The organism is Reyranella sp. (assembly GCF_965229815.1).
In the GTDB taxonomy this organism is placed as follows: Bacteria; Pseudomonadota; Alphaproteobacteria; order Reyranellales; family Reyranellaceae; genus Reyranella.
The window spans coordinates 2,321,350-2,346,486 of sequence record NZ_CBDDJN010000006.1; the positions used below are offsets into that span (position 1 = coordinate 2,321,350).

Annotated in this window: 23 protein-coding genes; 11 read left to right on the forward strand and 12 right to left on the reverse strand. The window is 69.8% G+C overall.

Annotated elements, in window-relative coordinates; all coding sequences use genetic code 11:
• Nucleotide 1 precedes the first annotated feature (1 nt).
• The 3 genes from ACO073_RS22420 to ACO073_RS22430 are packed head-to-tail and all read right to left on the reverse strand — an operon-like array spanning nucleotide 2 to nucleotide 6,275.
• Entirely contained in the window at nucleotides 2-2,815 is a 2,814-nt protein-coding gene (locus tag ACO073_RS22420) for an NHLP bacteriocin export ABC transporter permease/ATPase subunit (RefSeq protein WP_422000438.1), read from the reverse strand.
• Nucleotides 2,812-4,983 (reverse strand): NHLP family bacteriocin export ABC transporter peptidase/permease/ATPase subunit, encoded by a 2,172-nt coding sequence (locus ACO073_RS22425; RefSeq protein WP_422000440.1) that lies wholly within the window; start codon nucleotides 4,981-4,983, stop codon nucleotides 2,812-2,814. Before ACO073_RS22425 ends, ACO073_RS22420 begins: the two co-directional genes overlap by 4 nt.
• The gene (locus ACO073_RS22430) at nucleotides 4,980-6,275 is read right to left on the reverse strand and encodes an NHLP bacteriocin system secretion protein (protein ID WP_422000442.1); all 1,296 of its coding nucleotides are present in this window, start codon (nucleotides 6,273-6,275) and stop codon (nucleotides 4,980-4,982) included. The genes ACO073_RS22425 and ACO073_RS22430 overlap by 4 nt, the downstream gene beginning before the upstream one ends.
• Nucleotides 6,276-6,533: 258 nt before the next feature.
• Between ACO073_RS22430 and ACO073_RS22435 the strand changes: the two genes are divergently transcribed.
• Both ACO073_RS22435 and ACO073_RS22440 read left to right on the forward strand, forming a co-directional pair.
• On the forward strand, nucleotides 6,534-7,523 hold the full coding sequence (locus ACO073_RS22435; RefSeq protein WP_422000444.1) for an isopenicillin N synthase family dioxygenase: 990 nt from the start codon (nucleotides 6,534-6,536) through the stop codon (nucleotides 7,521-7,523).
• Between the two features lie 17 nt (nucleotides 7,524-7,540).
• Nucleotides 7,541-8,524, forward strand: a complete 984-nt coding sequence (locus ACO073_RS22440) for an isopenicillin N synthase family dioxygenase (RefSeq protein ID WP_422000446.1) — start codon at nucleotides 7,541-7,543, stop codon at nucleotides 8,522-8,524.
• Between the two features lie 28 nt (nucleotides 8,525-8,552).
• Here the strand turns inward: ACO073_RS22440 and ACO073_RS22445 are convergent, their stop codons facing one another.
• The gene (locus ACO073_RS22445; RefSeq protein ID WP_422000448.1) at nucleotides 8,553-9,368 is read right to left on the reverse strand and encodes a MipA/OmpV family protein; all 816 of its coding nucleotides are present in this window, start codon (nucleotides 9,366-9,368) and stop codon (nucleotides 8,553-8,555) included.
• Nucleotides 9,369-9,418: 50 nt separating this feature from the next.
• Nucleotides 9,419-10,420 (reverse strand): TerC family protein, encoded by a 1,002-nt coding sequence (locus ACO073_RS22450; protein WP_422000450.1) that lies wholly within the window; start codon nucleotides 10,418-10,420, stop codon nucleotides 9,419-9,421.
• 226 nt (nucleotides 10,421-10,646) lie between these two features.
• On the opposite strand from ACO073_RS22450, the gene ACO073_RS22455 reads away from it, so the two are divergent.
• From ACO073_RS22455 to ACO073_RS22465, 3 genes are all read left to right on the forward strand, one after another.
• Complete coding sequence (locus ACO073_RS22455; RefSeq protein WP_422000452.1) at nucleotides 10,647-11,126, forward strand: TspO/MBR family protein; 480 nt, start codon at nucleotides 10,647-10,649, stop codon at nucleotides 11,124-11,126.
• A 139-nt stretch (nucleotides 11,127-11,265) separates the two neighbouring features.
• Entirely contained in the window at nucleotides 11,266-12,897 is a 1,632-nt protein-coding gene (locus ACO073_RS22460; RefSeq protein WP_422000453.1) for a 3-(methylthio)propionyl-CoA ligase, read from the forward strand.
• 4 nt (nucleotides 12,898-12,901) lie between these two features.
• Nucleotides 12,902-13,870, forward strand: a complete 969-nt coding sequence (locus ACO073_RS22465) for a hydroxyacid dehydrogenase (RefSeq protein WP_422000455.1) — start codon at nucleotides 12,902-12,904, stop codon at nucleotides 13,868-13,870.
• A 4-nt stretch (nucleotides 13,871-13,874) separates the two neighbouring features.
• Here ACO073_RS22465 and ACO073_RS22470 read toward each other — a convergent pair whose 3' ends face one another.
• From ACO073_RS22470 to ACO073_RS22485, 4 genes are all read right to left on the reverse strand, one after another.
• A complete protein-coding gene (locus tag ACO073_RS22470) occupies nucleotides 13,875-14,516 on the reverse strand; it encodes a cation transporter (RefSeq protein WP_422000457.1) in 642 nt (213 codons plus the stop codon).
• A 47-nt stretch (nucleotides 14,517-14,563) separates the two neighbouring features.
• Nucleotides 14,564-14,872: an ArsR/SmtB family transcription factor gene (locus tag ACO073_RS22475; protein ID WP_422000459.1), complete on the reverse strand. Its 309-nt coding sequence runs from the start codon at nucleotides 14,870-14,872 to the stop codon at nucleotides 14,564-14,566.
• A 69-nt stretch (nucleotides 14,873-14,941) separates the two neighbouring features.
• Nucleotides 14,942-15,469, reverse strand: a complete 528-nt coding sequence (locus ACO073_RS22480) for a chromate transporter (protein WP_422002195.1) — start codon at nucleotides 15,467-15,469, stop codon at nucleotides 14,942-14,944.
• Nucleotides 15,469-16,035 carry a chromate transporter gene (locus ACO073_RS22485; RefSeq protein ID WP_422000460.1) on the reverse strand — a complete coding sequence of 189 codons (567 nt, stop codon included), beginning with the start codon at nucleotides 16,033-16,035 and terminating at the stop codon, nucleotides 15,469-15,471. The genes ACO073_RS22480 and ACO073_RS22485 overlap by 1 nt, the downstream gene beginning before the upstream one ends.
• A 70-nt stretch (nucleotides 16,036-16,105) precedes the next feature.
• Here ACO073_RS22485 and ACO073_RS22490 point away from each other — a divergent pair, with 70 nt between their 5' ends.
• Both ACO073_RS22490 and ACO073_RS22495 read left to right on the forward strand, forming a co-directional pair.
• Complete coding sequence (locus ACO073_RS22490) at nucleotides 16,106-17,011, forward strand: TauD/TfdA dioxygenase family protein (protein ID WP_422000462.1); 906 nt, start codon at nucleotides 16,106-16,108, stop codon at nucleotides 17,009-17,011.
• A gap of 4 nt (nucleotides 17,012-17,015) precedes the next feature.
• Nucleotides 17,016-17,753, forward strand: a complete 738-nt coding sequence (locus ACO073_RS22495) for an MBL fold metallo-hydrolase (RefSeq protein ID WP_422000464.1) — start codon at nucleotides 17,016-17,018, stop codon at nucleotides 17,751-17,753.
• A gap of 103 nt (nucleotides 17,754-17,856) precedes the next feature.
• Here ACO073_RS22495 and ACO073_RS22500 read toward each other — a convergent pair whose 3' ends face one another.
• Together ACO073_RS22500 and ACO073_RS22505 are read right to left on the reverse strand one after the other, a co-directional pair.
• Complete coding sequence (locus ACO073_RS22500; protein WP_422000465.1) at nucleotides 17,857-18,420, reverse strand: dihydrofolate reductase; 564 nt, start codon at nucleotides 18,418-18,420, stop codon at nucleotides 17,857-17,859.
• A gap of 98 nt (nucleotides 18,421-18,518) precedes the next feature.
• Nucleotides 18,519-19,406, reverse strand: coding sequence for an alpha/beta hydrolase (locus ACO073_RS22505; protein WP_422000467.1), 888 nt, complete (start codon nucleotides 19,404-19,406; stop codon nucleotides 18,519-18,521).
• 75 nt (nucleotides 19,407-19,481) lie between these two features.
• Here ACO073_RS22505 and ACO073_RS22510 point away from each other — a divergent pair, with 75 nt between their 5' ends.
• On the forward strand, nucleotides 19,482-20,132 hold the full coding sequence (locus ACO073_RS22510) for a TetR/AcrR family transcriptional regulator C-terminal domain-containing protein (RefSeq protein WP_422000468.1): 651 nt from the start codon (nucleotides 19,482-19,484) through the stop codon (nucleotides 20,130-20,132).
• Here ACO073_RS22510 and ACO073_RS22515 read toward each other — a convergent pair.
• Nucleotides 20,119-21,099: a Bug family tripartite tricarboxylate transporter substrate binding protein gene (locus ACO073_RS22515; protein ID WP_422000469.1), complete on the reverse strand. Its 981-nt coding sequence runs from the start codon at nucleotides 21,097-21,099 to the stop codon at nucleotides 20,119-20,121. The genes ACO073_RS22510 and ACO073_RS22515 overlap by 14 nt on opposite strands.
• 186 nt (nucleotides 21,100-21,285) lie before the next feature.
• Here ACO073_RS22515 and ACO073_RS22520 point away from each other — a divergent pair, with 186 nt between their 5' ends.
• The 3 genes from ACO073_RS22520 (at nucleotide 21,286) to ACO073_RS22530 (ending at nucleotide 25,122) form a co-directional block, all read left to right on the forward strand.
• Nucleotides 21,286-23,379, forward strand: a complete 2,094-nt coding sequence (locus tag ACO073_RS22520; protein ID WP_422000471.1) for a 3-hydroxyacyl-CoA dehydrogenase NAD-binding domain-containing protein — start codon at nucleotides 21,286-21,288, stop codon at nucleotides 23,377-23,379.
• Between the two features lie 107 nt (nucleotides 23,380-23,486).
• Nucleotides 23,487-24,677 carry an acetyl-CoA C-acyltransferase gene (locus ACO073_RS22525; RefSeq protein WP_422000473.1) on the forward strand — a complete coding sequence of 397 codons (1,191 nt, stop codon included), beginning with the start codon at nucleotides 23,487-23,489 and terminating at the stop codon, nucleotides 24,675-24,677.
• 16 nt (nucleotides 24,678-24,693) lie between these two features.
• A complete protein-coding gene (locus ACO073_RS22530) occupies nucleotides 24,694-25,122 on the forward strand; it encodes an IS1096 element passenger TnpR family protein (protein WP_422000474.1) in 429 nt (142 codons plus the stop codon).
• The last annotated feature ends 15 nt before the right edge of the window (nucleotides 25,123-25,137 follow it).

Below are 25,137 nucleotides of genomic sequence, written 5' to 3' on the forward strand. Positions count from 1 at the left end.
GTCAGAGCAGCTGGCGGCGGGCCAGCCGGAAGAAGACGCCCTCGCGCGCGATCAGCTCGTCGTAGGTCCCGGCTTCCACGATCCGGCCGCGGTCGAGCACGAGGATGCGGTCGGCGCCGCGTATCGTGCTCAGGCGATGGGCGATGACGATGCGCGTGGCGTTGGTCGCCGCCAGGCTGGCCCCGACGATCGCCTGGGTGCGGTTGTCGAGCGCGCTGGTCGCCTCGTCGAAGAAGATCAGCCGCGGCTTGTGCACCAGCGCCCGGGCGATCATCACGCGCTGGCGCTGGCCGCCCGAGAGCTGGCCCGACCCCTCGGCGACGAAGGTCTCCAGCCCCATCGGCATGGTGGCCAGGTCGGCCTCGAACCCGGCGAGCCGGATCGCCTCCAGGACCTGCTCGCGCGACAGCTGGGCGCTGCCGGCGATGTTCTCGTAGATGCTGCCGGGCACCAGCTTGGACGTCTCCAGCACCGTGCCGACCTGGCGGCGGATGCGGCGCACGTCGAGCTTCTCGAGGTCGTGGTCGTCGTAGAAGACGCCGCCCCGCGTCGGGATCTCGAAGCCGATCAGCAGCCGCATGATCGTCGACTTGCCCGAGCCCGAGGCGCCGACGATCGCCAGCGATTCGCCCGGGCGCACCTCGAAGTCGATGTCCTGCAGGATCCACGGACCGTCCTCGGCGTAGCGGAAGGACAGGTTGCGGACCGCGACGTGGCCGCCCAGCCGCCCGGGGTCGCTGCGCGTGGAATCGACCTCCAGCGGCGCGTCGAACACCGGCCGGATGCGGGCATAGAGCGGAACCACCTCGATGCCGGAGTTGATCGCCGCCGCCACCGCGAGCAGGGCGGCGGTGAACTGGCCGAAGGCAGCGTTGAAGGCGGCGAAGGAGCCGACGTCGATCGGATGGCTGCCGCCCGCGGCGATCGCGAAGATCCCCACCGCGCCCAGCATGGGAAGGCTGGTCGCCAGCACGATCTGCAGGCCGCCCAACCGGCCCGACCGCGCCGCGTTGACGCGCTGGCCGGCGAAGGCCTCGGCCCAGCGCGAGAAGGCGCGCAGCTCGGCCGCCGCGATGCGCAGCTTGGCGATGCCGCGCAGCATCTCGAGCAGCAGGCTCGAGACGGCGCCCTTGCGCTGCATGATGATCCGGTCGAGCCGCATCTGCTGGCGACCGATGAGGAAGATCAGGCCGGCGGCGACGACGGCATAGGCCGCGGCGAAGGCCGCCAGCGAGGCGTCGTAGACCAGCATGATGCCGAGGCTCGCCAGCGAGAACACGCCGCTGATGGCGCCGCTCACCGCCGCGCCCGAGAGGATGCGGCGCATGGCGTCGATGCCCATGATGCGCAGCGCGAGGTCGCCCACCGAGTATTCGCGGAAGAACGAGGCGCGCAGCCGGACCGCGCGGTCCCACGTGGCTGGGTGCACGCGCAGGTCGATGATGGTGCCCAGCCGGATCAGCGCGATGGCCCGCGCGACCTGGAAGGCCGCGCTGCCCACCGTCGTGGTCACGAGCAGCAGCAGCATGTCGCCCAGCAGCACGAAGCGCCCGTGCGGGATGGCGGTGCCCAGGATCGCCCCCGTCGCGACGGGGAGCAGCAGGCTGGCCAGCGTCGCCGCCGTGGCGGCCACGACCAGGCGCACGACGTCGCCGCGGACGCCGCGGACCGCGAAGTGCAGCAGCTCGCGGGTTCCCAGCCGCTCGGGGAGCGCCGGGTAGATCATGTAGCCGCGGCCGGTCAGGGAATCGGCCAGCGCCTTGTCGACGACGGCCTCGCCCGGCTTTCCGGGATCCGTGGCGCGCCAGCGGCCGCGCCGCCAGACGAGCGCGACCGGCCGCGCCGTCTTGCGGTCGACGGCGAGGAAGGCCGGCCCCTCCTCGGCCCACCAGTCCCCGGCGAGCGCGATCTCGCGGAACTGGAAGGGGGTCGCGGTGGCGAACCGGCGCAGCCGCTGGACCAGCGGCGATTCCGGATCGTCGTCCGGCGGCGTCCGGAGCTCGTAGCCCTGGGCATCGGCGATGACGGAGAGGGCAGCGGCCAGCAGGTCGGTGCCGGGCAGCGGCGGCGGCAAGACCGTCGTGAAGCGCACGGCGGCGATGTCGCGCAGCCGCTGCATCGCCGTCGAGGCCCGCACCTCGTCGAGATCGCGCGCGCTTCGCCGCCGCTCGTGCTCGCCCGCCTCGCCCGCGACCAGCGCCGCGCCCAGCCGGGCGGCGAGGTCGAGCGACCAGCGGCCGAGCGCTTCCGGCGGCGTGTCCGCCAGCAGGGTGGCGGTGGTGACCGCCTCGATCTCGGCGTCCTCCGCGATCTCGGCCACGACCTGCTCGGCGACGACCAGCCGCGACTGGGGCGGACCGTCGGCCTCGCCGTCCCCGGGATAGCGCAGGACGGGCCTCGCCGCCTGCAGCCACAGGACGCCGCGCGCCGTCAGCCGCGCGCCGGCCGCCAGCTTCCGGCTCTCGCCCGCCTCGAGGAGCACCGTCTCGCCGGTGCCGCGCGACAGGCCGCAGGCGGCAAGCAGCGCGGCATACCAGGCATCGATGGCGGCGGCATCGAGCCCCTCGCGGGTGAAGGAAGGCGGCTCCGCCGGTCGGGCGGGGTCGACCAGCAGGAAGGCCGCTCCCGGTGCGCCCATCGGGAACACCGCGGCGCCGGCCGGTAGGTCCATCACGAACCGCCGGGCGCCGGCCACTCCGTCATCGTCGAGGACGACCGCGAACAGCCGGGCCGGCGTCGCCAGCCGCGCGGCCGCCGCCAGCCCGGCGAGGTCGATCGCGGCGGCGCGTCCGGACGCGGACTCGACCGCCGTCATTTCGCCTCTTCGATGCTGATCAGGCGGGAATAGGGCCCGCCGGCGGCCACCAGCTCGGCGTGCCGGCCGCGCTCGACCACCTTGCCGTGCTCCATCACGATGATCTCGTCGCAGTCGCGGATCGTGCTCAGCCGATGGGCGACCAGGATGCAGGTCATGCCGCGGCGGCGGACGGCCTGGAGGATCGCGTTCTCGCTGATCGTGTCGAGCGCGCTGGTCGCCTCGTCGAGCACCAGCACGGCCGGCTCCTGCACCAGGGCGCGGGCGATCTCGACCCTCTGGCGCTGCCCGCCGTTCAGGTTGCGCCCGTCCTCCTCGATCGCCGCGTCTACATTGCCCGGCAGGCTCTGCACGGTGCCCGTCAGGCCGACATCGTCGATAGCGGCGAGCACCCGCGCCTGCGGGATCGTGGCGTCCCACATCGTGATGTTCTCGCGCAGCGTCCCCTGGAAGAGATGGATGTCCTGGTCGACCGAGGCGACCAGGCGTGAGAGGTTGTCCCGCCCCCAGTCGGCGAGCGTGTGGCCGTCGATGCGGACCTCGCCGGACCGCGGCTCGCGCAGGCCGGTGACGAGCTGGCCCAGCGTGGACTTGCCGCTGCCCGAATCGCCGACCAGCGCCACCCATTGGCCGGGCTCGACGGTGAGCGCGAAGTTCTCGATCAGCGGCGGCTGCAGGGGCGTGTAGCCGAAGCTGACCTTCTCCATGGTCAGCCGGCCGGCGGCGCGGGCGGCGAGCGGCGGGCGCGGCGTTTCGGGAAACCGCCAGTCGCGCCGGTAGCGCAGCACGTCGTCGAGCCGCGCCAGGTCGGCCGCCGCCTGCTGGATCTTGCCGGCGACCGCGACCATCTGCTGGACCGGCAGCGAGAAGCTGATCAGCAGCCCCTGGAAGGCGACCAGCGTGCCCACGCTCATCGCGCCGTCGATTACCAGGAGCGCGCCGACGCCCAGGATCGCCGCGGCGGTCAGGCTGGCGACGATCGACGGCACGAGGTTGGTCGCCTGCTGGTAGGCCGTGAGCCTCTGCTCGGCGTTGACGATGCGCGCATGGTGGCCCGCCCACTTGCCGAAGAAGTCGCCCTCGCCGCCGGTCGCCTTCAGCGTCTCGATCGACTGCAGGCCGATGATCGATTCGGAGTAGATCTTGCCGACCTCGGTCTGCAGGCGCAGCGCCACGTCGCGCAGCGGCCGGCTGACGAGGCGCAACGCCACGACGTTGATGACGGCGCCGGCGATGGCGATCGCGGCCAGCGTGACGTCGTAGAACATCATCGCGATGCCGAGCATCGTCGCCGTCAGGCAGTTGGCCGCCGCCGTGCCGATGTCGCCGGCCAGCAGCGTCGCCACGCGGTCGTTGGACTCGACCCGGCTCACGAGATCGCCGGAGAAGCGCTGGCCGAAGAACTCGACGGGCAGCCGCAGCAGGTGCCAGACGAAGAGCGCGGACTGCTCGAGCGCCAGCCGGAGCTCGATGCGCAGCAGCGCCAGCTGCTGCAGCGAGGTCAGCAGGACGTTGAGCGCGAAGGTGACGGCGAGCCCGATCAGCAGCGGCCCCAGCCAGTCGTCGAAATGCCGGACCAGGATGTCGTCGACCAGGATCTGGGTCATGCCGGGCAGGACCAGGCCCGGGATCGCCAGCATCAGGCCCATCCAGGCCACGAAGGCGACCGCCGGCTCGAAGCCGCGCAGCCGCCCGGCCAGCCGCCCGAGCAGGCCGTCCTTCGTGCCGCCCGGCTTGAAGTCCGGACCGGGGCGAAAGTCGAGGACGACGCCGGTGAAGCTCTCGTCGAACTCCTTGAGCGAGACGGTGCGCGGGCCGAGCGCGGGGTCGTTGAGATAGACCTTGTTGCGCGCGACGCCCTCTACCACGACGAAGTGCTTGAAGTTCCAGAAGACGATGACCGGGAACGGGCCGGCCAGGACCTCGTCGAGCTCGCGCCGGTAGCCCCTCGCCTCGAGCCCGTAGGAGCGCGCGGCGCGCACGACGCTGCCCGCCCGGCTGCCGTCGCGCGACACGCCGCAGACGACCCGCAGCTCCTCGAGCGGGACGCGCCGGCCGAAATGGGCCAGCACGATGCCGAGCGCAGCGGCGCCGCATTCCAGCCGCTCCATCTGCAGGATGGTCGGCGTGCGAACGCGACGTCCCCGGCCGAGCGACCGGGCGGTCATCCTTCGACGCCGAGCATCCGGCGCACGGCCGGCACCACCAGCGCGATGGGCGGCCGCCGGGAGACGATGACCTCGACGTCGATCAGCGTGCCGCGGGTGATCCTGTAGGGCGGGCCCTTGCCGATCCACCACGCGAAGCCGCTCGGCGTCTCCTTGCTCTCGACCAGCGTGATGCGGGCGAGGACCGGCGCGCCGTTTCCCATCAGGTTCCGGGTCAGGGTGGAATTGCGCAGGATGGCATTGACCTCGTGCTCGGACACGCTGCGCTCCGTGATCTCCTCGACCCGGCCCACCATCGTACCGTGCTCCGCCCGGCGGACCGTCACGGGATGGACGTGCACGTCCATGCCGGACTTCACCCGCTGGGCCATGTCGTCCTCGAACAGGGCGATCACCTGGAACTGCGGCGTCGCCGACACTTCGCCGATCGTGGCGATCACCGTGCCGGGGGAGACGACGTCGCCCACGCCGACGCGGATCTCGTCGATCATGCCCGCGACGGGCGCCGCAACGCTGGAACCGACGGCGAGATCGGTCTGCAGGCGTTCGACCTCGGCCTTCACGATGTCGACGCCGACCTGGGCCTGGCGCTGCCGTTCCGCCAGCGCCTCGCGCTTCTGCTCGAGCGCCGCCTCGACCTCGATCTTCTGGGCATTGGCGTGGGCGATCGCGAGGACGGTCCTGTCGTACTCCTGCTGGACGTTCACCAGGTTGGACGCGGTCAAGAGGCCCTTCTTGTTCAGGTCCTCGAAGCCGGAGAGCAGGCTGGACAGGCGCTCGACCCGCGCCTTGGCGGCGGCGATCTCCTGGTCGATCGCCGCCGCCTGGCGACGGGCGATGTCCTCGCTCTTGGCGATGATCGTGGCATTGGCGGCCTCGAGACGGGTCAGGTTGTCCTCGACCGCCGCGAGGCGGGTCTGGGCGCCCTTGAGCTGGGTGCTGAGCGCCGCCTGCCGGATGCGCGCGATGACGGTGCCCGCCTCGACGCGGTCGCCGTGCTTGACCAGCAGCTCGGTGACCGGCCCCGAGGTCACCGGCTCGACCGCGAACGAGCCCTTGCCGTCGGACAGCAGCACGCCGCGGCCGCTGGCGCGGGTCGGGATGGAGCCGAACACGGCCCACACCAGGGCAGCGCCGATGATCAGGGCGGCGCCGATCGCCAGCAGCCGCATGGCGGGCGGGATCAGCCGGATGCGCTGGTCGAGCTGCTCCGGCGAATTCAGCCGCTCGAGCGCCGCCTCCCGAAAGAGCGAACTCTTCTTCCCCGACGGGGCGCTGCCCGGTTCGGCCATGACCGCTTGCTCTGCCCCCAAGGTGCGCGAACGTGCCGCGAAGTTAAGCACCATTGGATGCGGGGGAAAACCCGGCACGCACCGAAACGGGCCTGCCGGAGGGCTTCCGGCGCCGGGCGGGGGTCATCCTAGCGAATTGCATGCCTCTTCGGGCCGCCAGCCATGCGAGGCGGCAAGCCCGCCATCGAGAATAGGGCGGCTGCGGCCCTTCTCCTCGGCGTCCCACCTGACTATCGTTGTTCGAGTAAGGAGTACGCCATGGCCACCGAAACGATCCCCGTCATCGATCTCGGCCCGTACCTGGCCGGCGAGCCCGGAGCGCTCGACCGCACGGCGCGCGAGCTGCGCTTCGCGCTCACCGAGATCGGCTTCTACTTCATCGTCAATCACGGCGTGCCGCGCGAGAAGATCGCCGCCACCTTCGAGCAGGTGAAGCGCTTCCACGCCCTGCCGGTCGAGCAGAAGCTGGCGCTGAAGCTCGACCCGCACAATACCGGCTACCTGCCGATCCGCGGCAACACGCTGCGCACCTCGACGGTCCAGACGGGCACCAAGCCCAACCTGAACGAGGCGTTCTTCGTCAAGCGCGAGATGGCGGCCGACCATCCCGACGTGATCGCCAACCGGCGCTACCGGGCGCCCAACCGCTGGCCCGAGGGCCTGCCGGGCTTCCGCGAGACCGTCGTCGACTATTGCGACACGATGGAGCGGCTGGTCCTGAAGATGGTGCAGATCTACGCCCGCGCGCTCGACCTGCCGGCGACCTACTTCGACGCGCCCTTCGTGGACTGCCAGTACAGCCTGCGCATGACGCACTACCCGCACCAGGACGGGCCGGTGGAGGACGAGTTCGGCCTGGCGCCGCACACCGACACCAGCTTCCTCACGCTGCTCGCCCCCAACGACGTGCCGGGCCTGTCGATCCGCACCCAGAGCGGCCAGTGGATCGACGCGCCGGCCATCCCCGACGCCTATGTCGTGAACGGCGGCCAGATGCTGCAGCGCTGGACCAACGACGTCTTCCTCGCCACCCCGCACCGGGCCGTGAACCGGAGCGGCGGCGAGCGCTACGCCATCCCGTTCTTCTGCGACAGCAACATCGACTGGCCGGTGGCCGCGGTCCCGACCACGGTCGGGCCCGACAAGCCGCCCAAGTATCCGACGACCTACTATTCCGACTACATGGCCTGGTACCAGAAGCGGAACTACGACGTGCTGAACGACGCCGACCGCCAGGCGGCGGACTGAGTCGGAGGGACAGCGACATGGCCACCGACACCATCCCCGTCATCGACCTCGGCCCGTTCCTCGCCGACGAGCCGGGGGCGCTGGACCGCACCGCGAAGGAATTGCGCTTCGCGCTCACCGAGATCGGCTTCTACTTCATCCAGAACCACGGCGTGCCGCAGGCGCTGATCGACGAGACCTACCGCCAGGTCGCCCGCTTCCATGCCCAGCCGCTCGAACGGAAGATGGACGTGCGCATCGACCGCCACAATGTCGGCTACCTGCCGATGCGCGGCGACACGCTGCGCACCTCGACCGTCCACGCCGTCACCAAGGCCAACTACAACGAGGCCTTCTTCGTCGCCCGCGACCTGCCCGACGACCATCCCGACGTCGTGGCCGACCGCCGCTTCCGCAGCGCCAACCGCTGGCCGGCCGACCTTCCGGGCTTCCGCGAAGGCATCGTCCGGTACTGCGACACGCTGGAGCGGCTGGTCCAGCGCATGGTGCGCCTCTACGCCGTCGCCCTCGACCTGCCGGCCGCCTATTTCGACGCGCCGTTCCACGACATGCAGTACAAGCTGCGCGCCACCCACTATCCGCATCAGGACGGCCCGTCGGACGACGAATTCGGCATCGCGCCGCACACCGACACGAGCTTCCTGACCCTGGTCGCCCCCAACCCGGTCTCGGGCCTCTCGGTCCGCACCCGCGACGGACGCTGGATCGACGCTCCGGCCCTGCCCGGCGCCTATGTCGTGAACGGCGGCCAGATGCTGCAGCGCTGGACCAACGACGTCTTCCTGGCGACGCCGCACCGCGCCATCAACAGGAGCGGCGGCGAGCGCTATGCGCTCGCCTTCTTCTGCGACAGCAACATCGACTGGCCGGTCGCTTCGGTGCCGACCACGGTCGGCCCCGACAAGCCGCCCAAGTTCCCGACCACCTGGTACACGGACTACATGATCCACTACCAGAAGCGGACCTACGACGTGCTGGCCGACCAGCAGGCCGCCGACTAGGGCGGCAAGGCACGAGGCCGGCGGAACCTCACCATTCGAAGCGCCAGGAGAGCGCGGCGCCGACCACGAACTGGTTCGGCGAACCGGCCGGCCCGGTCACGAGCGGCGAGGCGGCGGCGACGTCGGTGAGCCGGTTCCAGGCACCGAAGGCCACGCCGGTCAGCTTGTCGCTGATGCGCCACACCGCGCTGGTGCCGAGGCCGACGCTGCGCAAGCCGGCGCCGGGGTAGTACTGGGCGTAGCCGGAATTGAACGATTGCGCAGCGTCGATGCCGAAATAGGCCTGGTTGTAGGTGCCGTCGGTGACCGACAGCCGCGGCCCGCCCGACAGGAAGAAGTCGTCGGCGAGCCGGACCTTGCCGTCGAGCAGGGCGTCGAACACCAGCCCGTTGCTGCCGCCCAGGCCGCGGCGCAGCTCGACCTTCGCAGCGAGGAACGGCAGGTCGTAGCGCAGGAAACCGCCACCCTCGACCGTGAACGGCACCGTACCCGTGCCGTAGAGCCCCGGCCCATCCCATTCGTTGCGCGGGAAGCGATAGCGCAGGATCGGCCCGGCCTTGAAGCCCCCGACGTCGAGCAAGGTCGCGCCGACGCCGTCGCGCGCCGAGACGAAGATCTTGTCGCGTTGATAGCGCAAACTGAGGTTGGGGATCGGGAGGACCCGATAGTAGGCGCTGCCCTCGAACCATGGCGCCATGACGACACCGGGCCCGATGTCGAAGGTCCAGTCGTTCGGCGGCGGTCCCGCCGCCTCGCTGCCGATGCTCGACGGCTGCGCGCGGGCGGCGCCGGCACCGAGGACCAGCAGCGCGACGAAAGACGCGAGGAAAGGACGCAGACGCAATTCGGGCTCCCTGGATTGTCGGCTGGGTACGACGGCCCGCACCGGGCGGATCATCGGTCCTGTCGCATTCGCCAGACGCTCCAGATCACCCCGCCCGAGAGCAGGCCCAGAGTGATGCCGAGCGACAGGCTGGCCGGGAACTTCTCCCAGCCGGCGAGATCGGCGACGAAGATCTTGGCGCCGATGAACACCAGCACGAGGGCCAGCGCGGGCTTGAGATAGCGGAACCGCCCGACGGCAGCCGCCAGCGCGAAGTAGAGCGCGCGCAGGCCCAGGATGGCGAAGATGTTGGAGGTGTAGACGATGAAGGGATCGTCGGTGATGGCGAAGATCGCGGGCACGCTGTCGACGGCGAACACGAGATCGACGATCTCGATCAGCAGCAGGGCCACGAACAGCGGCGTCACCCACAGGACGCGGCGGCCGCTCTCGGGATGCGGCAGCCGCACGAAGAAGCGGCTGCCATGCGGCTGCGGCGTGATGCGCAGCACGCGGCGCAGGGCACGCAGAACCGGATTGGCGCCGATGTCGGGTGCCGCGTCGCCCATCAGCAGCATCTTGATGCCGGTCGCCACCAGGAAGAGCGCGAACAGGTAGAGCGTCCAGGAGAAGGCGGACACCAGCGCCGCCCCCAGCCCGATCATGGCGGCGCGCAGCACGATCACGCCGAGGATGCCCCAGAACAGAACGCGGTGCTGGTGGATGGGCGGCACGGCGAAATAGGCGAAGATCAGCGAGATGACGAAGATGTTGTCGAGGGCCAGGGTTTTCTCGACCAGGAAGCCGGTGAGGTACTCCTCACCCGCCTCGGCGCCGAGCTCGATCCACACCCAGGCGCCGAACAGCAGCGCGACCGAGATGTAGAAGGCGCTCATCCAGAGACTCTCGCGCACGGCGATCGCCCGCGGACGGCGGTGCAGCACGCCGAGATCGAGTACCAGAAGCGCGACCACCGCCGCCATGAACGCCAGCCACATCCAGGCTGGCTTGCCGAGAAACGGTTCCTGAAGGCCGGACAGCAGGACGTCCGGCAGGAGACTCGCGGGGATCATGGCACCTCCTTCGTCGTGGAGGCATGCCCGGTCGCTCGATCGATGGCCGTCGAACCTCTGCACCGGGCACGCCCGATGCGGTCCGACATCGCGATGCCTTGCATCGCCAGAGGGGCCCGTCCCGCAGTCGCGACGAGATGGTGGCGCAAACCGTGGCCGTCAAGGGTCCGCGGCAGCGATCCGTCCGGCGGCACGTTGCGTAAAGGCCGACGGACTGGAGGTCGAGATGGTCGAGCGGGTCGTGGGAAGGCCGGACCTTTGGGCGCTTGCCGCTTTTGTGGCGCTCATGCTGGGGGGCGGGACCGCGATCGGCCTCCTGACGGGACCCGATGCCTGGTATGCCGGCCTTTCCAAGGCGTCATTCAACCCGCCCAACTGGGTCTTCGGGCCAGTCTGGTCGACGCTGTACGTCCTGATCGCCGTCGCCGGCTGGCTGGTATGGTCGCGCCAGCGGACCGGGACCGCCATGACCCTGTGGTGGGCCCAGCTCGTCCTGAACTTCCTGTGGTCGCCGGCCTTCTTCACCCTTCACCGCATCGACCTGGCGCTGGTCGTCATCGTCCTGCTGCTGGCGACCCTCTGGGCCTTCATCGCCATGACCGCGCGGCGCCAGCCGGCGGCGGCTCTGCTGTTCCTGCCGTACGGCCTGTGGGTGGCCTTCGCGACAGTGCTGAACGGCGCCCTCTGGATGCTCAACCGCCCGTGAGGCCGGAGGCCCCCTCGCGTGGCCCGCTTCCCGAGTTGCGCGCTCGGATTTGCACGAGAGAACCCCGCGGAAATGAGGTGCTTTTCGCTATCTCCAGTTCGGCTATAGAGGACGTCGAAGCAACCAACACGGAAACGCCATGCTCGGCCTGATGCAAGACCGTCCGCTGCTGATCTCGCAGATCATCGATTTCGCGGGCAGATACTATCCCGACGTCGAGATCGTCACGCGCACGGTCGAGGGACCGATGCACCGCTACGGCTACAAGGACGCGCTCAAGCGCTCCAAGCAGGTGGCCGAGGCGCTGCAGGGGCTGGGCATCAAGCTCGGCGACCGGGTCGGCACCATCGCCTGGAACACCTACCGCCATTTCGAGCTCTATTTCGGCATCTCCGGCATCGGCGCGGTGCTGCACACGCTGAACCCGCGGCTGGCGCCCGAGCACGTCGCCTACATCGCCAACCACGCCGAGGACCAGGCGATCTTCGTCGACCTCAACCTGCTGCCGATCGTCGAGGGCGTATGGGAGCACCTGAAGACGGTGAAGCACGTCATCCTGATGACCGACCGCGCCCACATGCCGGCCTCGTCCAAGATCCCCAACCTGCTGTGCTACGAGGAGCTGATCGCCGACAAGCCGGGCACGCTCACCTGGCCGATCTTCGACGAGAAGACGGCCTCGTCGCTTTGCTACACGTCGGGCACCACCGGCAACCCGAAGGGCGTGCTCTACTCGCACCGCTCGACGATGATCCATTCGATGATGGCGTCCAACGGCGCGGTGATCCCGATGGATCCCGACACGACCGTGCTGCCCGTCGTTCCGATGTTCCACGCCAACGCCTGGGGGCTGGTCTATGCCGCACCGATGTGCGGCGCCAAGCTGGTCTTCCCCGGTCCCAAGCTCGACGGCGCCAGCGTCTACGAGCTTCTCGACAAGGAGCAGGTGACGCTGAGCGCCGGCGTGCCGACCGTGTGGCTGGCGCTGCTCGACTACTGCGCCCAGAACAAGCTCAAGATGTCGTCCGTCAAGCGCTCGCTGATCGGCGGCTCCGCCGTGCCGCTCGCCATGATCGAACGCTTCTGGAAGGAGCACGGCGTCGAGGTCGTGCAAGGTTGGGGCATGACCGAGATGAGCCCGCTCGGCACGACCACCCGCTTCAACAAGGGCGAGCGCGGCCTGCCCGACGCCGAGCGCTTCGCCATTACCGCCAAGCAGGGCCGGCCGGTGTTCGGCTGCGAAATGAAGATCGTCGACGATGCCGGCCAGGACCTGCCGATGGACGGCAGCGTCTCGGGCAACATGGTGGTGCGCGGCCCATGGATCGTGAAGGGCTACATGAAGGGCGACGGCAAGCACCAGTTCGTCGAGGACGACTGGTTCCATACCGGCGACGTCTGCAAGATCGAGGCCGACGGCTCGGTGGTGATCACCGACCGGTCCAAGGACGTGATCAAGTCGGGCGGCGAGTGGATCAGCTCGATCGACCTCGAGAACGCCGCCATGGGCTGCCCCGGCGTGGCCGAGGCCGCCGTGATCGGCGTCGCCCATCCGAAGTGGGACGAGCGGCCGCTGCTGATCGTGGTCCGGCGTCCCGACGCCCAGGTGACCAAGGAGGACCTGCTGAAGTTCCTCGAGGGCAAGGTCGCCAAGTGGTGGCTGCCCGACGACGTGCAGTTCATCGACGCCATCCCGCACGGCGCGACCGGCAAGATCCTGAAGACCGCGCTGCGCAAGCAGTTCGAAGACTACAAGCTGCCGACGACCTGAGCGTATGCCGCACATCGTCGTCGCCGATCCGATCCATCCGGACGGCATCCGGCGCCTGCGCGAGGCGCCCGGCGTCACGCTCGACGAGCCGGGCACCGGGCCGGTCCCGCCGCTCGCCGAGCGCGTAAGGACCGCCGACGGGCTGATCGTCCGCGGCACCGTGGTCGACGAGGCGCTGCTGGCCGGCGCCCCGCGCCTGAAGGTCGTCTGCCGCCACGGCGTCGGCTACGACCTGGTCGACGTGCCGGCGCTGACGCGGCGCGGCGTGGCGCTGATGATCACGCCCGAGGCCAATGCCGCCTCGGTGGCCGAGCATGCGCTGATGCTGATGCTGAGCCTCGCCCGCAATGTCGGGCCGGTCTCGGCCGCGGTGCGCCGCGGCGAATGGCGGGTGCGCGGCCAGTCCGCCACCTTCGAGCTGGGCGGCCGCACGGTGCTGGTCCTGGGCTTCGGGCGCATCGGCACGCGCGTGTCGCGCCTGTGTGCGGCCTTCGGCATGCGCGTGCTGGTGCACGATCCGTACCTTCCCAAGGGCACGATCCGCGGCGCCGGCTTCGAGCCGGTCGTCGACCGCGACGCCGGCCTCGCCCAGGCCGACATCGTGACGGTGCACGTCCCGGCGAGCGACCGCACGCGGGGCATGGTGGACGAGGCCTTCCTGGCCAGGATGAAGCCGGGCGCGCTGCTGGTGAACACCGCGCGCGGCACGCTGGTCGACGAGCCGGCGCTGGAGGCCGCCCTTCGGTCCGGCCATCTGGCGGGCGCCGGCCTCGACGTGCTGCGCGTCGAGCCGATGGTCCAGGGCCTGTCGATGCTCGAGCTCGAGAACCTCGTCGTCACGCCGCACGTGGCGGCCAGCACGGCCGAGGGGCTGCGGCGCATGGCCTGGGACTCGGCCGGCAACGTGATCGACTTCCTGGCCGGCCGCGTCGACCGCGACTCGGTGGTGAACGGCGAGGTCCTGCCGGCCTGAGGCCCTACTCCGCCGGCGCCGCGGCGCGCGCCTGGCCGAGTTCCTCGAGCGCGTGGCGCGTCACCTGCACGGCGCCGAACAGGGCCAGGCTCGACATGATCGCGGCCACGGCATAGTCGGGCCAGCCCGAGCCGGAGCCGAACACGCCGGCCGCGGCGGCAAGCACGGCGAGGTTGCCGATCGCGTCGTTGCGGGTGCAGATCCACACCGAGCGCATGTTGCTGTCGCCGTCGCGCCAGCGCCACAGCATGGCCGCGACGCCGAGGTTGGCGGCGAAGGCGAGCGCGCCCACGGCGCCCATCACCGGTGCCTCGGGCACGGTGCCGGCCAGCGCGTGCTGGATCGTCGTCACCGCCACCCACAGGCCGAACGCGCCCATGCTGGCCGCCTTCAGCAGCGAGGCGCGGGCGCGCCAGTGCAGCGCCATGCCGAGCACGAACAGGCTGATTCCGTAGTTCGCGGCATCGCCCAGGAAGTCGAGCGAATCGGCCAGCAGCGACGCCGACTGCGCGGCGAGGCCGGCGCCGATCTCGACGCCGAACATGGCGAAGTTGATCGCCAGCGCCAGCCACAGGACGCGGCGATAGGCCGGCGACGCCGAGGCGGCGCCGTGGTCGTGATCGTGGCCGCAGCAATGTGCACTCATTCGCAAACGCTCCGCTTCTGCGCCATCCGGCTCAATGCTCTCCGACCTCAATGCTCTCCGACATGGGTAACCATGTCCTCGATCATGCGCCGGACATGCATGTCGTCGGCGCCGTAGAAGACCTGCTTGCCCTGCCGGTCGGCCCGCACCAGCCGGGCGCCCTTGAGGAGCCGCAGGTGGTGGCTGACCAGCGAGACCGAGAGCCCCAGCCGGTCGGCGATGTCGGACACCGGCAGCGGCGTGCGCAGGCAGGCGACGACGATGCGCAGCCGCGTCGGATCGCCCAGCAGGCGGAACAGGTCGGCCAGCGCCACCGCATGGTCGTCCGACAGGTGAGGCTTCTTCGTTCTCGACATTTGAACAACTGTTCAAGTGTACGAATGGTTGCGCCCCTGTCAACCGCCGGCGGTGCACGGATCCGCGGCTCAGAACAGGTGCAACGTTATGATGTTCGCGACCGTCCCCGCAGCCAGTGCCCACAGCGGATTGAGCCGGGTGAAGACAATGAAAGCTGCCGCCGCGGCGCTGATCGCGTAGCCGGCGGCTCCGTCGTCGACGGTGCGGATCAGCGTCACCCCGGCCGCCAGCATGAGCCCCAGCCCGAGCGGCACCAGCGAGGCCTTGAGCAGGGCGACCGCCGTCGTGCCCGCCCAGCGGACCAGCACGCGCCCCGCCAGCAATGCCAGAAGGCAGGGCGGCACCATGATGGCGAGCGTGGAGACGACGAGGCCGGCCAGTCCCGCGACCTGCCAGCCGATGAGGCTGACCACGATCACGTTGGGTCCCGGCGCCGCGCTCGCGATCGCGAAAGTGTGGGCGAAGGCGGCGTCGGTCATCCAGCCATGGACATCGACGACCTGGTGGCGGATGTCGGGCAGCAGCACGTTGATGCCGCCGATCGACACCAGGGAGAGCGAAGCGAAGGTCCGCGCCAGCTCGGCCAGCGCCTCCATCACCAGCGCCGCCCCAGCAGGGTGAGGCCGAGCGCGACTGGCGCCACCGCCAGCACCACCGCGATCAGTGGCCAGCGCAGCACACCAAGCGCGACGAAGGCCAGCGCCAGCGTCAGGTAGGCCAGCCGCGGCAGCCGGACATTGCGGATCATCTTGATTGCCGTGCCCAGCACCAGGCCGGCCGCGGGGGCCGCCGCCCCGCCGAGGCCGGCGCCGACCTCGGGCAGGTCCGCGAAGCGGTCGTAGACCACGGCAAGCATCGTCACGATCAGCAGCGGCATGGCCATCATGCCGAGCAGGCTCGCCACCACCCCGGCCGGCCCCTGGAAGCGGTCGCCGATCAGCACGGCGGCGTTGACGGTGTTGGGGCCGGGCAGCATCTGGCCCACGCCCAGCAGCTCGGCGAACTCGCGGTCGCCGAGCCAGCGGCGTTCCTGGACGATGATGTGGCGGGCCTGCGGACCGACGCCGCCGAAGCCCAGGAGGCCGATCTTGAGGAAGCCGAGGAAGAGCTCGGCCTTGCCGACGGCCCGCCGGGGAGGCGCGTCCCGATCCGTGTGCTGCATGCCGGACGAGCATAGCAAAATGCGCCGGCACCGCCTCGCCGGGCGAGCCCATTGGCGTTAAACTGGATATATGACCGTCGACATCAGGCCCATCGATCCGACGGACCGGCCGTTCTTCGCCGGCCTCGTCTCGGGCGTCGACCTCCGCCGGCCCCTGTCGGCCGAGCAGGTCGCCGCGATCCATGCCGGCATGGACGCCTACGGCGTCCTGTTGTTCCGCGACCAGCCGATCGACGACGAGCAGCAGCTCGTCTTCAGCCGCAGCCTCGGCCCGCTCGAGCAGGCGACCGGCGACATCGCCGCCCCCGAGGAGCGGCGCATGAGCATGGACCTGAACGACATCTCCAACCTCGACCGGAACAACAAGGTGCTGGCGCGCGACGACCGCCGCCGCCTGTTCGGCCTGGGCAACCAGCTCTGGCACTCCGACAGCTCGTTCAAGCCGGTGCCCGCCAAGTATTCGCTCCTGTCGGCGCGGACGATCCCTTCGGCCGGCGGCAACACCGAGTTCGCCGACATGCGTGCCGCCTACGACGCGCTCGACGACGAGACGAAGCGCGAGGTCCACGACCTCGTCTGCCTGCACAGCCAGATCTTCTCGCGCGGCGTGTTGGGCTTCACCGACTTCACCGACGCCGAGCGCGAGAAATGGGCGCCGGTGCGCCAGCGCCTGGTGCGCCGTCATCCGACGACCGGCCGGCTGTCCCTGTACCTCGCCAGCCACGCCGGCGCGATCGAGGGCTGGCCGGTCCCCGAAGCCCGCGCCTTCCTGCGCGACCTCACCGAGCACGCCACGCAGCGGCGCTTCGTCTACGCCCATGCCTGGCGGCCGCACGACCTGGTGATGTGGGACAACCGCGTCACCATGCACCGCGCCCGCCGCTACGATCACACCCAGGTGCGCGACATGCGGCGCACCACGCTCACCAACGAAGTGTCGAGCCTGGAGCAGGCGCCGCTGCCGCTATCCGCCTGACGCGATGCGCCTCACCTTCCTCGGTTCCGGCGATGCCTTCGGCAGCGGCGGGCGGTTCAACACCTGCTTCCATCTCGAGCGGGCGGCGCACGGCAATGTCCTGATCGACTGCGGCGCCTCCTCGATGGTGGCGATCCGCCGGGGTGGCGTCGATCCCAACGCCGTCTCGACGGTGCTGGTGAGCCACCTGCACGGCGATCATTTCGCCGGCCTCCCCTTCTTCCTGCTCGATGCCCAGCTCGTGAGTCGCCGCACCGCACCCCTCACCCTCGCCGGCCCGCCCGGCTTCGAGCAGCGGCTGATGGTCGTGATGGAGGCGATGTTCGCGGGCTCGACCAGGGTCGGTCGCCGCTTCGCGCTGGAGATCCGCGAGCTCGCCCTGCACGAGCGGGCCGAGATGAACGGTCTCGCCGTCACGCCCTTCCGGATGGAGCACTACAGCGGCGCGCCGTCCTACGCGCTGCGCGTCGAGGCCGAGGGCAAGGTCCTGACCTATTCCGGCGACACCGAATGGGTCGACGAGCTGGTGCCGGCGGCGCGCGGCGCCGACCTCTTCATCTGCGAGGCCTACTTCTACGACAAGGTGATGAAGTACCACCTCGACTACGCGACCCTGGCCCGCCGCCTGCCCGAGATCGGCGCGAAGCGCACGATCGTCACCCACATGAGCGCCGAGCTGCTCGGCCGCCAGGACGAGATCGCCCTGGAAGCGGCGCATGACGGACTGACGGTGGAGGTTTAGCGGGGGTCATGCTCTTCTGGACCGCGAGCCTCCGGCTCGCTCATGAGCCCGAGCGAGCCGGAGGCTCGCGGTCTGGAAGACCTTGAGATTTCGCTTCCTGCGCCTACGCCCGCCCCCACTCCTCGACCACGGTGTCGGTGGCGGCGTCGAGGACGCGCGTGCTCTTCAGCACCAGGCCGGCCTTCCTGAGCGGCTCCTCGGGCGCCATGCCGTGGCCGACGCCGGGGAACACCGGCCGGCCGTGCGGCACCGAGGCGCGCGCGCGCGTGAGGTAGAAGACGTCGTAGCCGATGGTCAGGAACAGGCCGAACACGTCGGTGCCGCCCACCACCGCCAGCGTCCCGTCCTCGATGCCGAGCTTCTGCCAGGCCTCGTCGAACGAGGCGCTGGCCGGGTTCCACAGGATGGCGTTGGGATTGTGCGGGTCGTGGACGATGCGGTGCACGCGGCGCGTCACGCGGATGCGCTTGCGGGCCGCTTCCTTCGGCCCGCCCTCGGCGGAATGTCGGCCGTTGGCGACGGCCGACGCGCGCTCGAGCGAGTCCTGATAGAACTTCTGATCGGCCGGGATCTTTATCGACTCGGGAAACGAGCCATCGGCCTCGGCGATCATGCCCTCGCGGGAGATGATCGCGTAGCCTTCGATGCGGGGATGCTTGCTCGCCATCGTTCAGGACACCCTCTGGCGCCACGGCGGCGCCATCGACAACGACGGCACCTGGGCAATGGATGCCGCCGTGCGGCGACACAGTGTAGTGCGGACGGTCACTCCGGATCGAGATGCTCGGTGAAGAACGCGATCTGGTCGGCGACGATCCGGTCGACGAACGGCGGATGATAGACCTCGAAGTGGTCGGTGGGATAGCGGATCGCCCGGCCGCGCGGCGCGTGGCGCGCCACGCGCAGGGCGATCGCGGGATCCATCAGGTTCTCGCGCTCGCTGACGCAGACGAGCAGCGGACAGCGGACGCGGCGGGCCCGCGACGCCGCATCGTAGAGCAGCATCGAGATGCCGGCGCCGGCCGGGATGCGGCCGTCGAAGGCGACGCCCGCCGGCACCACCGACATCCAGCCCTCGTAGGCGCCCGGCAGGTTCACGAAGGCGAGCTCGCCCGGCCGGCCCACGATCTGCACATAACGCCGCCCGAGGCCGAGCGCCGCCCGCGCAAGATCCGACAGGATCGGCCCGGTGAAGCGCAGGAGATGGAAGAAGCCGCCGCTCAGCGCCGGCGCGCGGCCCTGCAGGATCGGGCACTGGACGACGGCGGCGGCGATGTCCCGCCGGCGCGCCGCCGTCGCCACGACGTGGCTGGCGCCGAACGAGGTGCCCCACAGGCCGACCCGCCGCCGGTCGAGCTCGGGCCGCGTGGCGATGAAGGCGAGCGCGGCGTCTATGTCCTGGAAATAGCGCCGCAGGCTCATGAGCTGGCGCGGCTCGCCATCGGATTCACCAAGGTGGCGAAAGTCGAAGGCCAGCACCGCGAAGCCTGCCCGCGAGAAGCGCTGCTCGTACTGGTCGAGCATCATCGCGTGCGTGGCGCCGCCGCCGTGGATCAGCAGGACAACCGGATGCGGTCCCTCGCCTGCCGGGAGGGTGAGCCAGGCGGCGCATCGCTCGGCGCCGGACGGGAAGTTGGTGCGGAGGGTGGTCATGGCGTGCCTCATCAAGTACAGTGTACCTTATTGAGACGATGTATTACGTACACTGTACGTTGTCAAGGAGGAGCGATGGCGCCGAAGGCCCGATTCACGCGTGCGCGGCTGCAGGAGGCGGCGCTGGCGCTGGCCGACGCCGAGGGGCTGGCCGGCCTGTCGATGCGCACCCTCGCCGCCGCGCTCGGCACCGGCCCGATGACGCTCTACAACTACGTGAAGGACCGCGACGATCTCGACGCGCTGGTGGTCGAGGCCGTGCTGGCCGAGGTGAAGCCTTCCCGGCCGCGCGGCGGGACGGCGGCGGACTGGCAGGCCGAGGTGCGCGCCCTCGTCGAGGCCACGTGGCGCGCCGTGCGGGGCCATCCCAACGTGATCCCGCTGATCGCGACCCGACGCACCCTGCACGAGACGACGCTGGTCTGGGCCGAGGACCTGCTCGAGGCGCTGGCGCGCAGCGGCCGCTCCGGCGCCGACCTGCTGGTCGCCTTCCGGACGGTCACGGGCTTCGTCATCGGCTTCGCCCAGGCCCAGCTCGGGCCGCTGTCGGAAGCCCCGACCGGCGACCATCCGGACGTCGCCCGGGCCCAGGCCCTGCCGGCCGACCGCTTCCCGCGCCTGATCGAGATCGCCCGCGCGGCGACGCGGCTCGGGCCGGACCGGGAATTCCGGTCCGGCCTCGACATCCTGATGGCGGGGCTGGCCGCCGGCGTCAGGCCGGCTTGATGCCCAGCGCCACGATGCGCGGGATGATGGTGGCCTTGAGGACCTCGTAGTCCTTCATGACCTCTTCGTGGTTCAGCGGCTTCTCGGTGAGGCCGAAGCTGTCCATCATCTTCTTGCCCGGCTCGGAGTCGGCCGCGGCCACCCAGAGGTCGGACATCTTCTGCACGATCGGCTTGGGCGTCGCCGCCGGGGCGGCCAGCGCCAGCCAGCCGCGCACCGTGAACATGTCGTCGGTGAAGCCCTGCTCGGCCGAGGTCGGCAGGTCGGGGAACTTGCCGGCGCGCACGCGCGAGGGCGCCACGATCGGCTTGATCTCGCCCTTGACCAGCAGCGCGTTGAAGGCCTGCGGGCTGCCCATCGCGGCCTGGAGTTGGCCGGCGCCCATGTCCTGCCACATCGGCGCCTCGCCCTTGTAGGTCACCACCTCGATCTTGAGGCCGAACTTCTCGTTCAGGCCCTGGGCGAAGACGTGGGCCGAGGAGCCGAGCGCCCACGAGCCGAAGTTCACCTTGTTCGCCTTGGCGTACTCGACGAACTCCTTGAGGTTGGAGACCGGCACCGACTTGTGCACCACCACCGGCAGCACGCCGGAAGAGGTACCCGAGACGATGGTGAAGTCCTTGTCCGGGTCGAAGCCCAGCGTCTTGAACATGACGCGGTTCTGCACCAGCGTGCTCGAGACCGAGTGCAGGAAGGTGTAGCCGTCGGCCGGCGCGCGGGCGACCTGGGCGGCGCCGATATTGCCGCTGGCGCCGGGCTTGTTGTCGATGATCACCTGCTGGCCGGTCGCCTGCTGCACGTGCTGCCCGAAGGCGCGGGCGATGCCGTCGGTCAGGCCGCCCGCCGGGAAGTTCACCACGATGGTGATCGGCTTGCTCGGCCAGGCCGCCTGTGCCCGCACCAGCGCCGGGCTGGCGACCGCGAGGCCCGCGGTGGTGCGAAGCAGGGTACGTCTTGTCGTTTTCATCCTCGGATACTCTCTTGGTCTCGTGAGTTATTTTTGCGCCGGGATGGATAGCGAGCCCGCTGGCGCACTGCCAGCCTCGCACCGCCGCCGGCCTCCGCAGCGCGGAACACCTGCCCGCTGGGCGGGGCGCGCTGCTGTTGCTAAGAGAGGCCCGCTCCACGGGCTCCGACATCAGGGAAGATCGCCATGACCGACGCAGTGCTTCGCTCCATCGAGGGGCGGATCGGAATCCTCACCGTCAACAACCCGCCGGTGAACGCCCTCGCGGCCGCCGTGCGCGACGGCATCAAGGCGGGCGTCGAGGCGTTCGGCCAGGACCCCGACATCGACGCCATCGTGCTGATCGGCTCGGGCCGCACCTTCATCGCCGGCGCCGACATCCGCGAGTTCGGCAAGCCGCCGGCGGGCGCCAACCTGAACGACGTCATCGCGACCATGGAGGACTGCCCCAAGATCATCGTGGCGGCCCTGCACGGCACGCCGCTGGGCGGCGGGCTGGAGACGGCGCTCGGCGCGCACTATCGCGTCGCCCTGCCCTCGACGCGCGTCGGCCTGCCGGAGGTCCATCTCGGCCTGCTGCCGGGCGCCGGCGGCACCCAGCGCCTGCCGCGGCTCACCGGCGCCAAGTACGCGCTCGACGCCATCCTGTCGGGCCGGCACATCCCGGCCGCCGAGGCCAAGAGCAAGGGCATCGTCGACGCCATCGTCGAGGACGACCTGCTGAAGGGCGCGGTCGCGCATGCCCAGATGCTGGTCGCCCAGGGCGCGCCGCGCCGCAAGGTCCGCGACCTCAGCGCCACCCTGGAATCGCCCGACCTGTTCGCCGAGACCGAGAAGGCGATCGCCCGCCGCGCCCGCGGCTTCAAGGCGCCGTGGAACATCATCAAGTGCGTGCAGGCCGCCGTCGAACTGCCGTTCGACGAGGGCATGAAGCGCGAGCGCGAGCTGTTCGTCGAGCTGCTGACCTCGACCGAATCCGCCGCGCAGCGCTACTACTTCTTCGCCGAGCGCGAGGCCGCCAAGGTGAAGGACGTGCCGGCCGACACGCCGCAGCGCGAGATCAGGAGCGCCGGCATCATCGGCGCCGGCACGATGGGCGGCGGCATCGCCATGAACTTCGCCAATGCCGGCATCCCGGTGACTCTCCTCGAGGTGAAGCAGGAGGCGCTCGACCGCGGTCTCAAGACCATCCGCACCAACTACGAGAACACCGCCAAGCGCGGCGGCATGAAGGCCGAGGACGTGGAAAAGCGCATGGCGCTGATCACGCCGACGCTGAGCTACGACGACCTCAAGGACGCCGACGTCGTCATCGAGGCGGTGTTCGAGACGATGGAAGTGAAGGAAGGCGTCTTCAAGCAGCTCGACGCCGTCGCCAAGCCGGGCGCCATCCTCGCCACCAACACGTCGGGGCTGAACGTCAACCAGATCGCCGGCTACACCAAGCGGCCGGGCGACGTGATCGGCATGCACTTCTTCTCGCCGGCCAACGTCATGAAGCTGCTGGAGAACGTGCGCGGCGAGGCGACCGAGAAGGACGTGATCGCCACCGTGATGTCGCTCAGCAAGAAGATCGGCAAGATCCCGGTGCTGGTCGGCGTCTGCGAGGGCTTCGTCGGCAACCGCATGCTGCGCCAGCGCGGCATCCAGTCGGCCTACATGCTCGAGGAAGGCGCCCTGCCCCAGCAGGTCGACAAGGTGGTCTACGACTACGGCTTCCCGATGGGCCCCTTCGCCATGAGCGACCTCGCCGGCAACGATGTCGGCTGGCGCATCCGCCAGGGCAAGAAGGAGAAGGAGCAGCGCAACATCCGCTACACGGGCTGGATCGCCGATGCGATCTGCGAGCTCGGCCGCTTCGGCCAGAAGACCGGCGCGGGCTACTACAAGTACAACCTGCCCGACCGCACGCCGATCCCCGACCCCGAGGTCGAGAAGATCATCGAGGAGACGTCGAAGAAGCTCGGCATCACCCGTCGCGCCATCTCCGACCAGGAGATCCTCGAGCGCTGCTTCTACCCGATGGTCAACGAGGGCGCCAAGATCCTGGCCGAGGGCATGGCCCAGCGTTCGCTCGACATCGACGTGATCTGGGTCAACGGCTACGGCTGGCCGGTCTATCGCGGCGGCCCGATGTGGTGGGCCGACAACGTGGTCGGCCTCAAGACCATCCACGATGCCCTGCTGAAGTACCGCGACGCCTCCGGCGACCCGTTCTGGGAGCCGGCCCCCCTGCTCAAGAAGCTGGTGCAGGACGGCAAGAAGTTCTCTAGCGTCTGATACGACAACCTTGTCACCCCGAGCGAAGCGAGGGGCCTTTCGGGCCACGGGAAGGGTCCCTCGCTGTGCTCGGGATGACAGTCTTCGGATAACCCAGGAGGAACAGAATGGCTGACGCCGTCATCGTCTCAACCGCCCGCACGCCGATCGGCAAGGCCTTTCGCGGCGCCTTCAACGACACCCATGGCGCCGACATGGGCGCCCACGTGATCAAGCACGCCGCCGAGCGCGCCAAGGTCGAGCTGGGCGAGGTCGAGGACGTGATCCTGGGCTGCGCGGCGCCCGAGGGCACGACGGGCTCCAACGTCGCCCGCGTCTCGGCGATGCGCGCCGGCGCCCCGGTCGAGGTCTCGGGCGTCACCGTGAACCGCTTCTGCTCCTCGGGCCTGCAGACCATCTCGATGGCCGCCCAGCGCGTGCTGGTCGACAAGGTGCCGGTGATGATCGCCGGCGGCCTCGAATCGGTCTCGCTGGTGCAGGGCCCGCCGGGCGGCAACAAGAACCGCCTGATCAACCCGTGGGTCCAGGAGCACGTGCCGGGCATCTACCACACGATGATCCAGACCGCCGACACGGTGGCCGCCCGCTACAAGATCAGCCGCGAGGTCCAGGACGAGTACTCGCTGCAGAGCCAGCTCCGCACCGCGGCGGCGCAGCAGGCCGGCAAGTTCGACGACGAGATCGTGCCGATGGAGACCACGATGCTGGTCACCGACAAGAACACCAACGAGACGTCGAAGAAGACGATCAAGCTCGCAAAGGACGAAGGCAACCGTCCCGACACGACGCTCGAGGGCCTCGCCAAGCTGCAGCCGGTCATGGGTCCCGACAAGTGGATCACCGCGGGCAACGCCAGCCAGCTCTCCGACGGCGCCTCGGCGGCCGTGGTCATGAGCGACGCCGAGGCCGCCAAGCGCGGCCTGAAGCCGCTCGGCATCTACAAGGGCCTGGTCGTGGCCGGCTGCGAGCCCGACGAGATGGGGATCGGCCCGGTCTACGCTATCCCCAAGCTGCTGAAGCGCTTCGGCCTCAAGATGGACGACATCGACCTGTGGGAGCTGAACGAGGCCTTCGCGGTGCAGGTCCTGTACTGCCGCGACAAGCTCGGCATCCCCAACGACAAGCTGAACGTCAACGGCGGCTCGATCTCGATCGGCCATCCGTTCGGCATGACCGGCGCGCGCTGCACCGGCCACGCCCTGATCGAAGGTCGCCGCCGCAAGGCCAAGAACGTCGTCGTCACCATGTGCATCGGCGGCGGCATGGGCGCGGCCGGCCTGTTCGAGGTCGTGCACTGATGGCCGAGCGTTCGTAATGGCCGCGGAAAAGACGCACGTCCTCCGCGTTTCCCTGAAGCCGAAGCTCTACCGCGATATCGAGATCGACAGCGCCAGGTCGCTCAGCGACCTGGCCGAGGCCATCTGCACCTCGTTCGATTTCGAGTTCGACCATGCCTTCGGCTTCTACAGCATCATGACCAGCGCCTACCGGCAGTCGCCCGAGCAGTACGAACTCGCTGCCGATTCCGGCGAGGGCTCGGCCAAGAGCGTCGCCCAGACCCGGGTCGACCAGGCCTTCCCCAAGGTCGGCAAGAAGCTGCAGTTCGTCTTCGACTACGAGGCCGGCTGGAGCTTCCAGGTCGAGCTGACGGCGCTCGGCGAGAAGGCACCGCAGCGACGCTATCCCAGGATGGTGGCGGCGATGGGCGACGCTCCGGACCAGTATCCCGACGACGACTTCTGAAAAAGCGCGCGGATG

Excerpts from the sequence above, each read along its gene's own strand:
- ACO073_RS22420 (WP_422000438.1), bottom strand. The coding sequence starts at position 2,815 with ATGACGGCGGTCGAGTCCGCGTCCGGACGCGCCGCCGCGATCGACCTC.
- ACO073_RS22425 (WP_422000440.1), bottom strand. The coding sequence starts at position 4,983 with ATGACCGCCCGGTCGCTCGGCCGGGGACGTCGCGTTCGCACGCCGACC.
- ACO073_RS22430 (WP_422000442.1), bottom strand. The coding sequence starts at position 6,275 with ATGGCCGAACCGGGCAGCGCCCCGTCGGGGAAGAAGAGTTCGCTCTTT.
- ACO073_RS22435 (WP_422000444.1), top strand. The coding sequence starts at position 6,534 with ATGGCCACCGAAACGATCCCCGTCATCGATCTCGGCCCGTACCTGGCC.
- ACO073_RS22440 (WP_422000446.1), top strand. The coding sequence starts at position 7,541 with ATGGCCACCGACACCATCCCCGTCATCGACCTCGGCCCGTTCCTCGCC.
- ACO073_RS22450 (WP_422000450.1), bottom strand. The coding sequence starts at position 10,420 with ATGATCCCCGCGAGTCTCCTGCCGGACGTCCTGCTGTCCGGCCTTCAG.
- ACO073_RS22455 (WP_422000452.1), top strand. The coding sequence starts at position 10,647 with ATGGTCGAGCGGGTCGTGGGAAGGCCGGACCTTTGGGCGCTTGCCGCT.
- ACO073_RS22460 (WP_422000453.1), top strand. The coding sequence starts at position 11,266 with ATGCTCGGCCTGATGCAAGACCGTCCGCTGCTGATCTCGCAGATCATC.
- ACO073_RS22465 (WP_422000455.1), top strand. The coding sequence starts at position 12,902 with ATGCCGCACATCGTCGTCGCCGATCCGATCCATCCGGACGGCATCCGG.
- ACO073_RS22470 (WP_422000457.1), bottom strand. The coding sequence starts at position 14,516 with ATGAGTGCACATTGCTGCGGCCACGATCACGACCACGGCGCCGCCTCG.
- ACO073_RS22475 (WP_422000459.1), bottom strand. The coding sequence starts at position 14,872 with ATGTCGAGAACGAAGAAGCCTCACCTGTCGGACGACCATGCGGTGGCG.
- ACO073_RS22480 (WP_422002195.1), bottom strand. The coding sequence starts at position 15,469 with ATGGAGGCGCTGGCCGAGCTGGCGCGGACCTTCGCTTCGCTCTCCCTG.
- ACO073_RS22485 (WP_422000460.1), bottom strand. The coding sequence starts at position 16,035 with ATGCAGCACACGGATCGGGACGCGCCTCCCCGGCGGGCCGTCGGCAAG.
- ACO073_RS22490 (WP_422000462.1), top strand. The coding sequence starts at position 16,106 with ATGACCGTCGACATCAGGCCCATCGATCCGACGGACCGGCCGTTCTTC.
- ACO073_RS22495 (WP_422000464.1), top strand. The coding sequence starts at position 17,016 with ATGCGCCTCACCTTCCTCGGTTCCGGCGATGCCTTCGGCAGCGGCGGG.
- ACO073_RS22500 (WP_422000465.1), bottom strand. The coding sequence starts at position 18,420 with ATGGCGAGCAAGCATCCCCGCATCGAAGGCTACGCGATCATCTCCCGC.
- ACO073_RS22505 (WP_422000467.1), bottom strand. The coding sequence starts at position 19,406 with ATGACCACCCTCCGCACCAACTTCCCGTCCGGCGCCGAGCGATGCGCC.
- ACO073_RS22510 (WP_422000468.1), top strand. The coding sequence starts at position 19,482 with ATGGCGCCGAAGGCCCGATTCACGCGTGCGCGGCTGCAGGAGGCGGCG.
- ACO073_RS22515 (WP_422000469.1), bottom strand. The coding sequence starts at position 21,099 with ATGAAAACGACAAGACGTACCCTGCTTCGCACCACCGCGGGCCTCGCG.
- ACO073_RS22520 (WP_422000471.1), top strand. The coding sequence starts at position 21,286 with ATGACCGACGCAGTGCTTCGCTCCATCGAGGGGCGGATCGGAATCCTC.
- ACO073_RS22525 (WP_422000473.1), top strand. The coding sequence starts at position 23,487 with ATGGCTGACGCCGTCATCGTCTCAACCGCCCGCACGCCGATCGGCAAG.
- ACO073_RS22530 (WP_422000474.1), top strand. The coding sequence starts at position 24,694 with ATGGCCGCGGAAAAGACGCACGTCCTCCGCGTTTCCCTGAAGCCGAAG.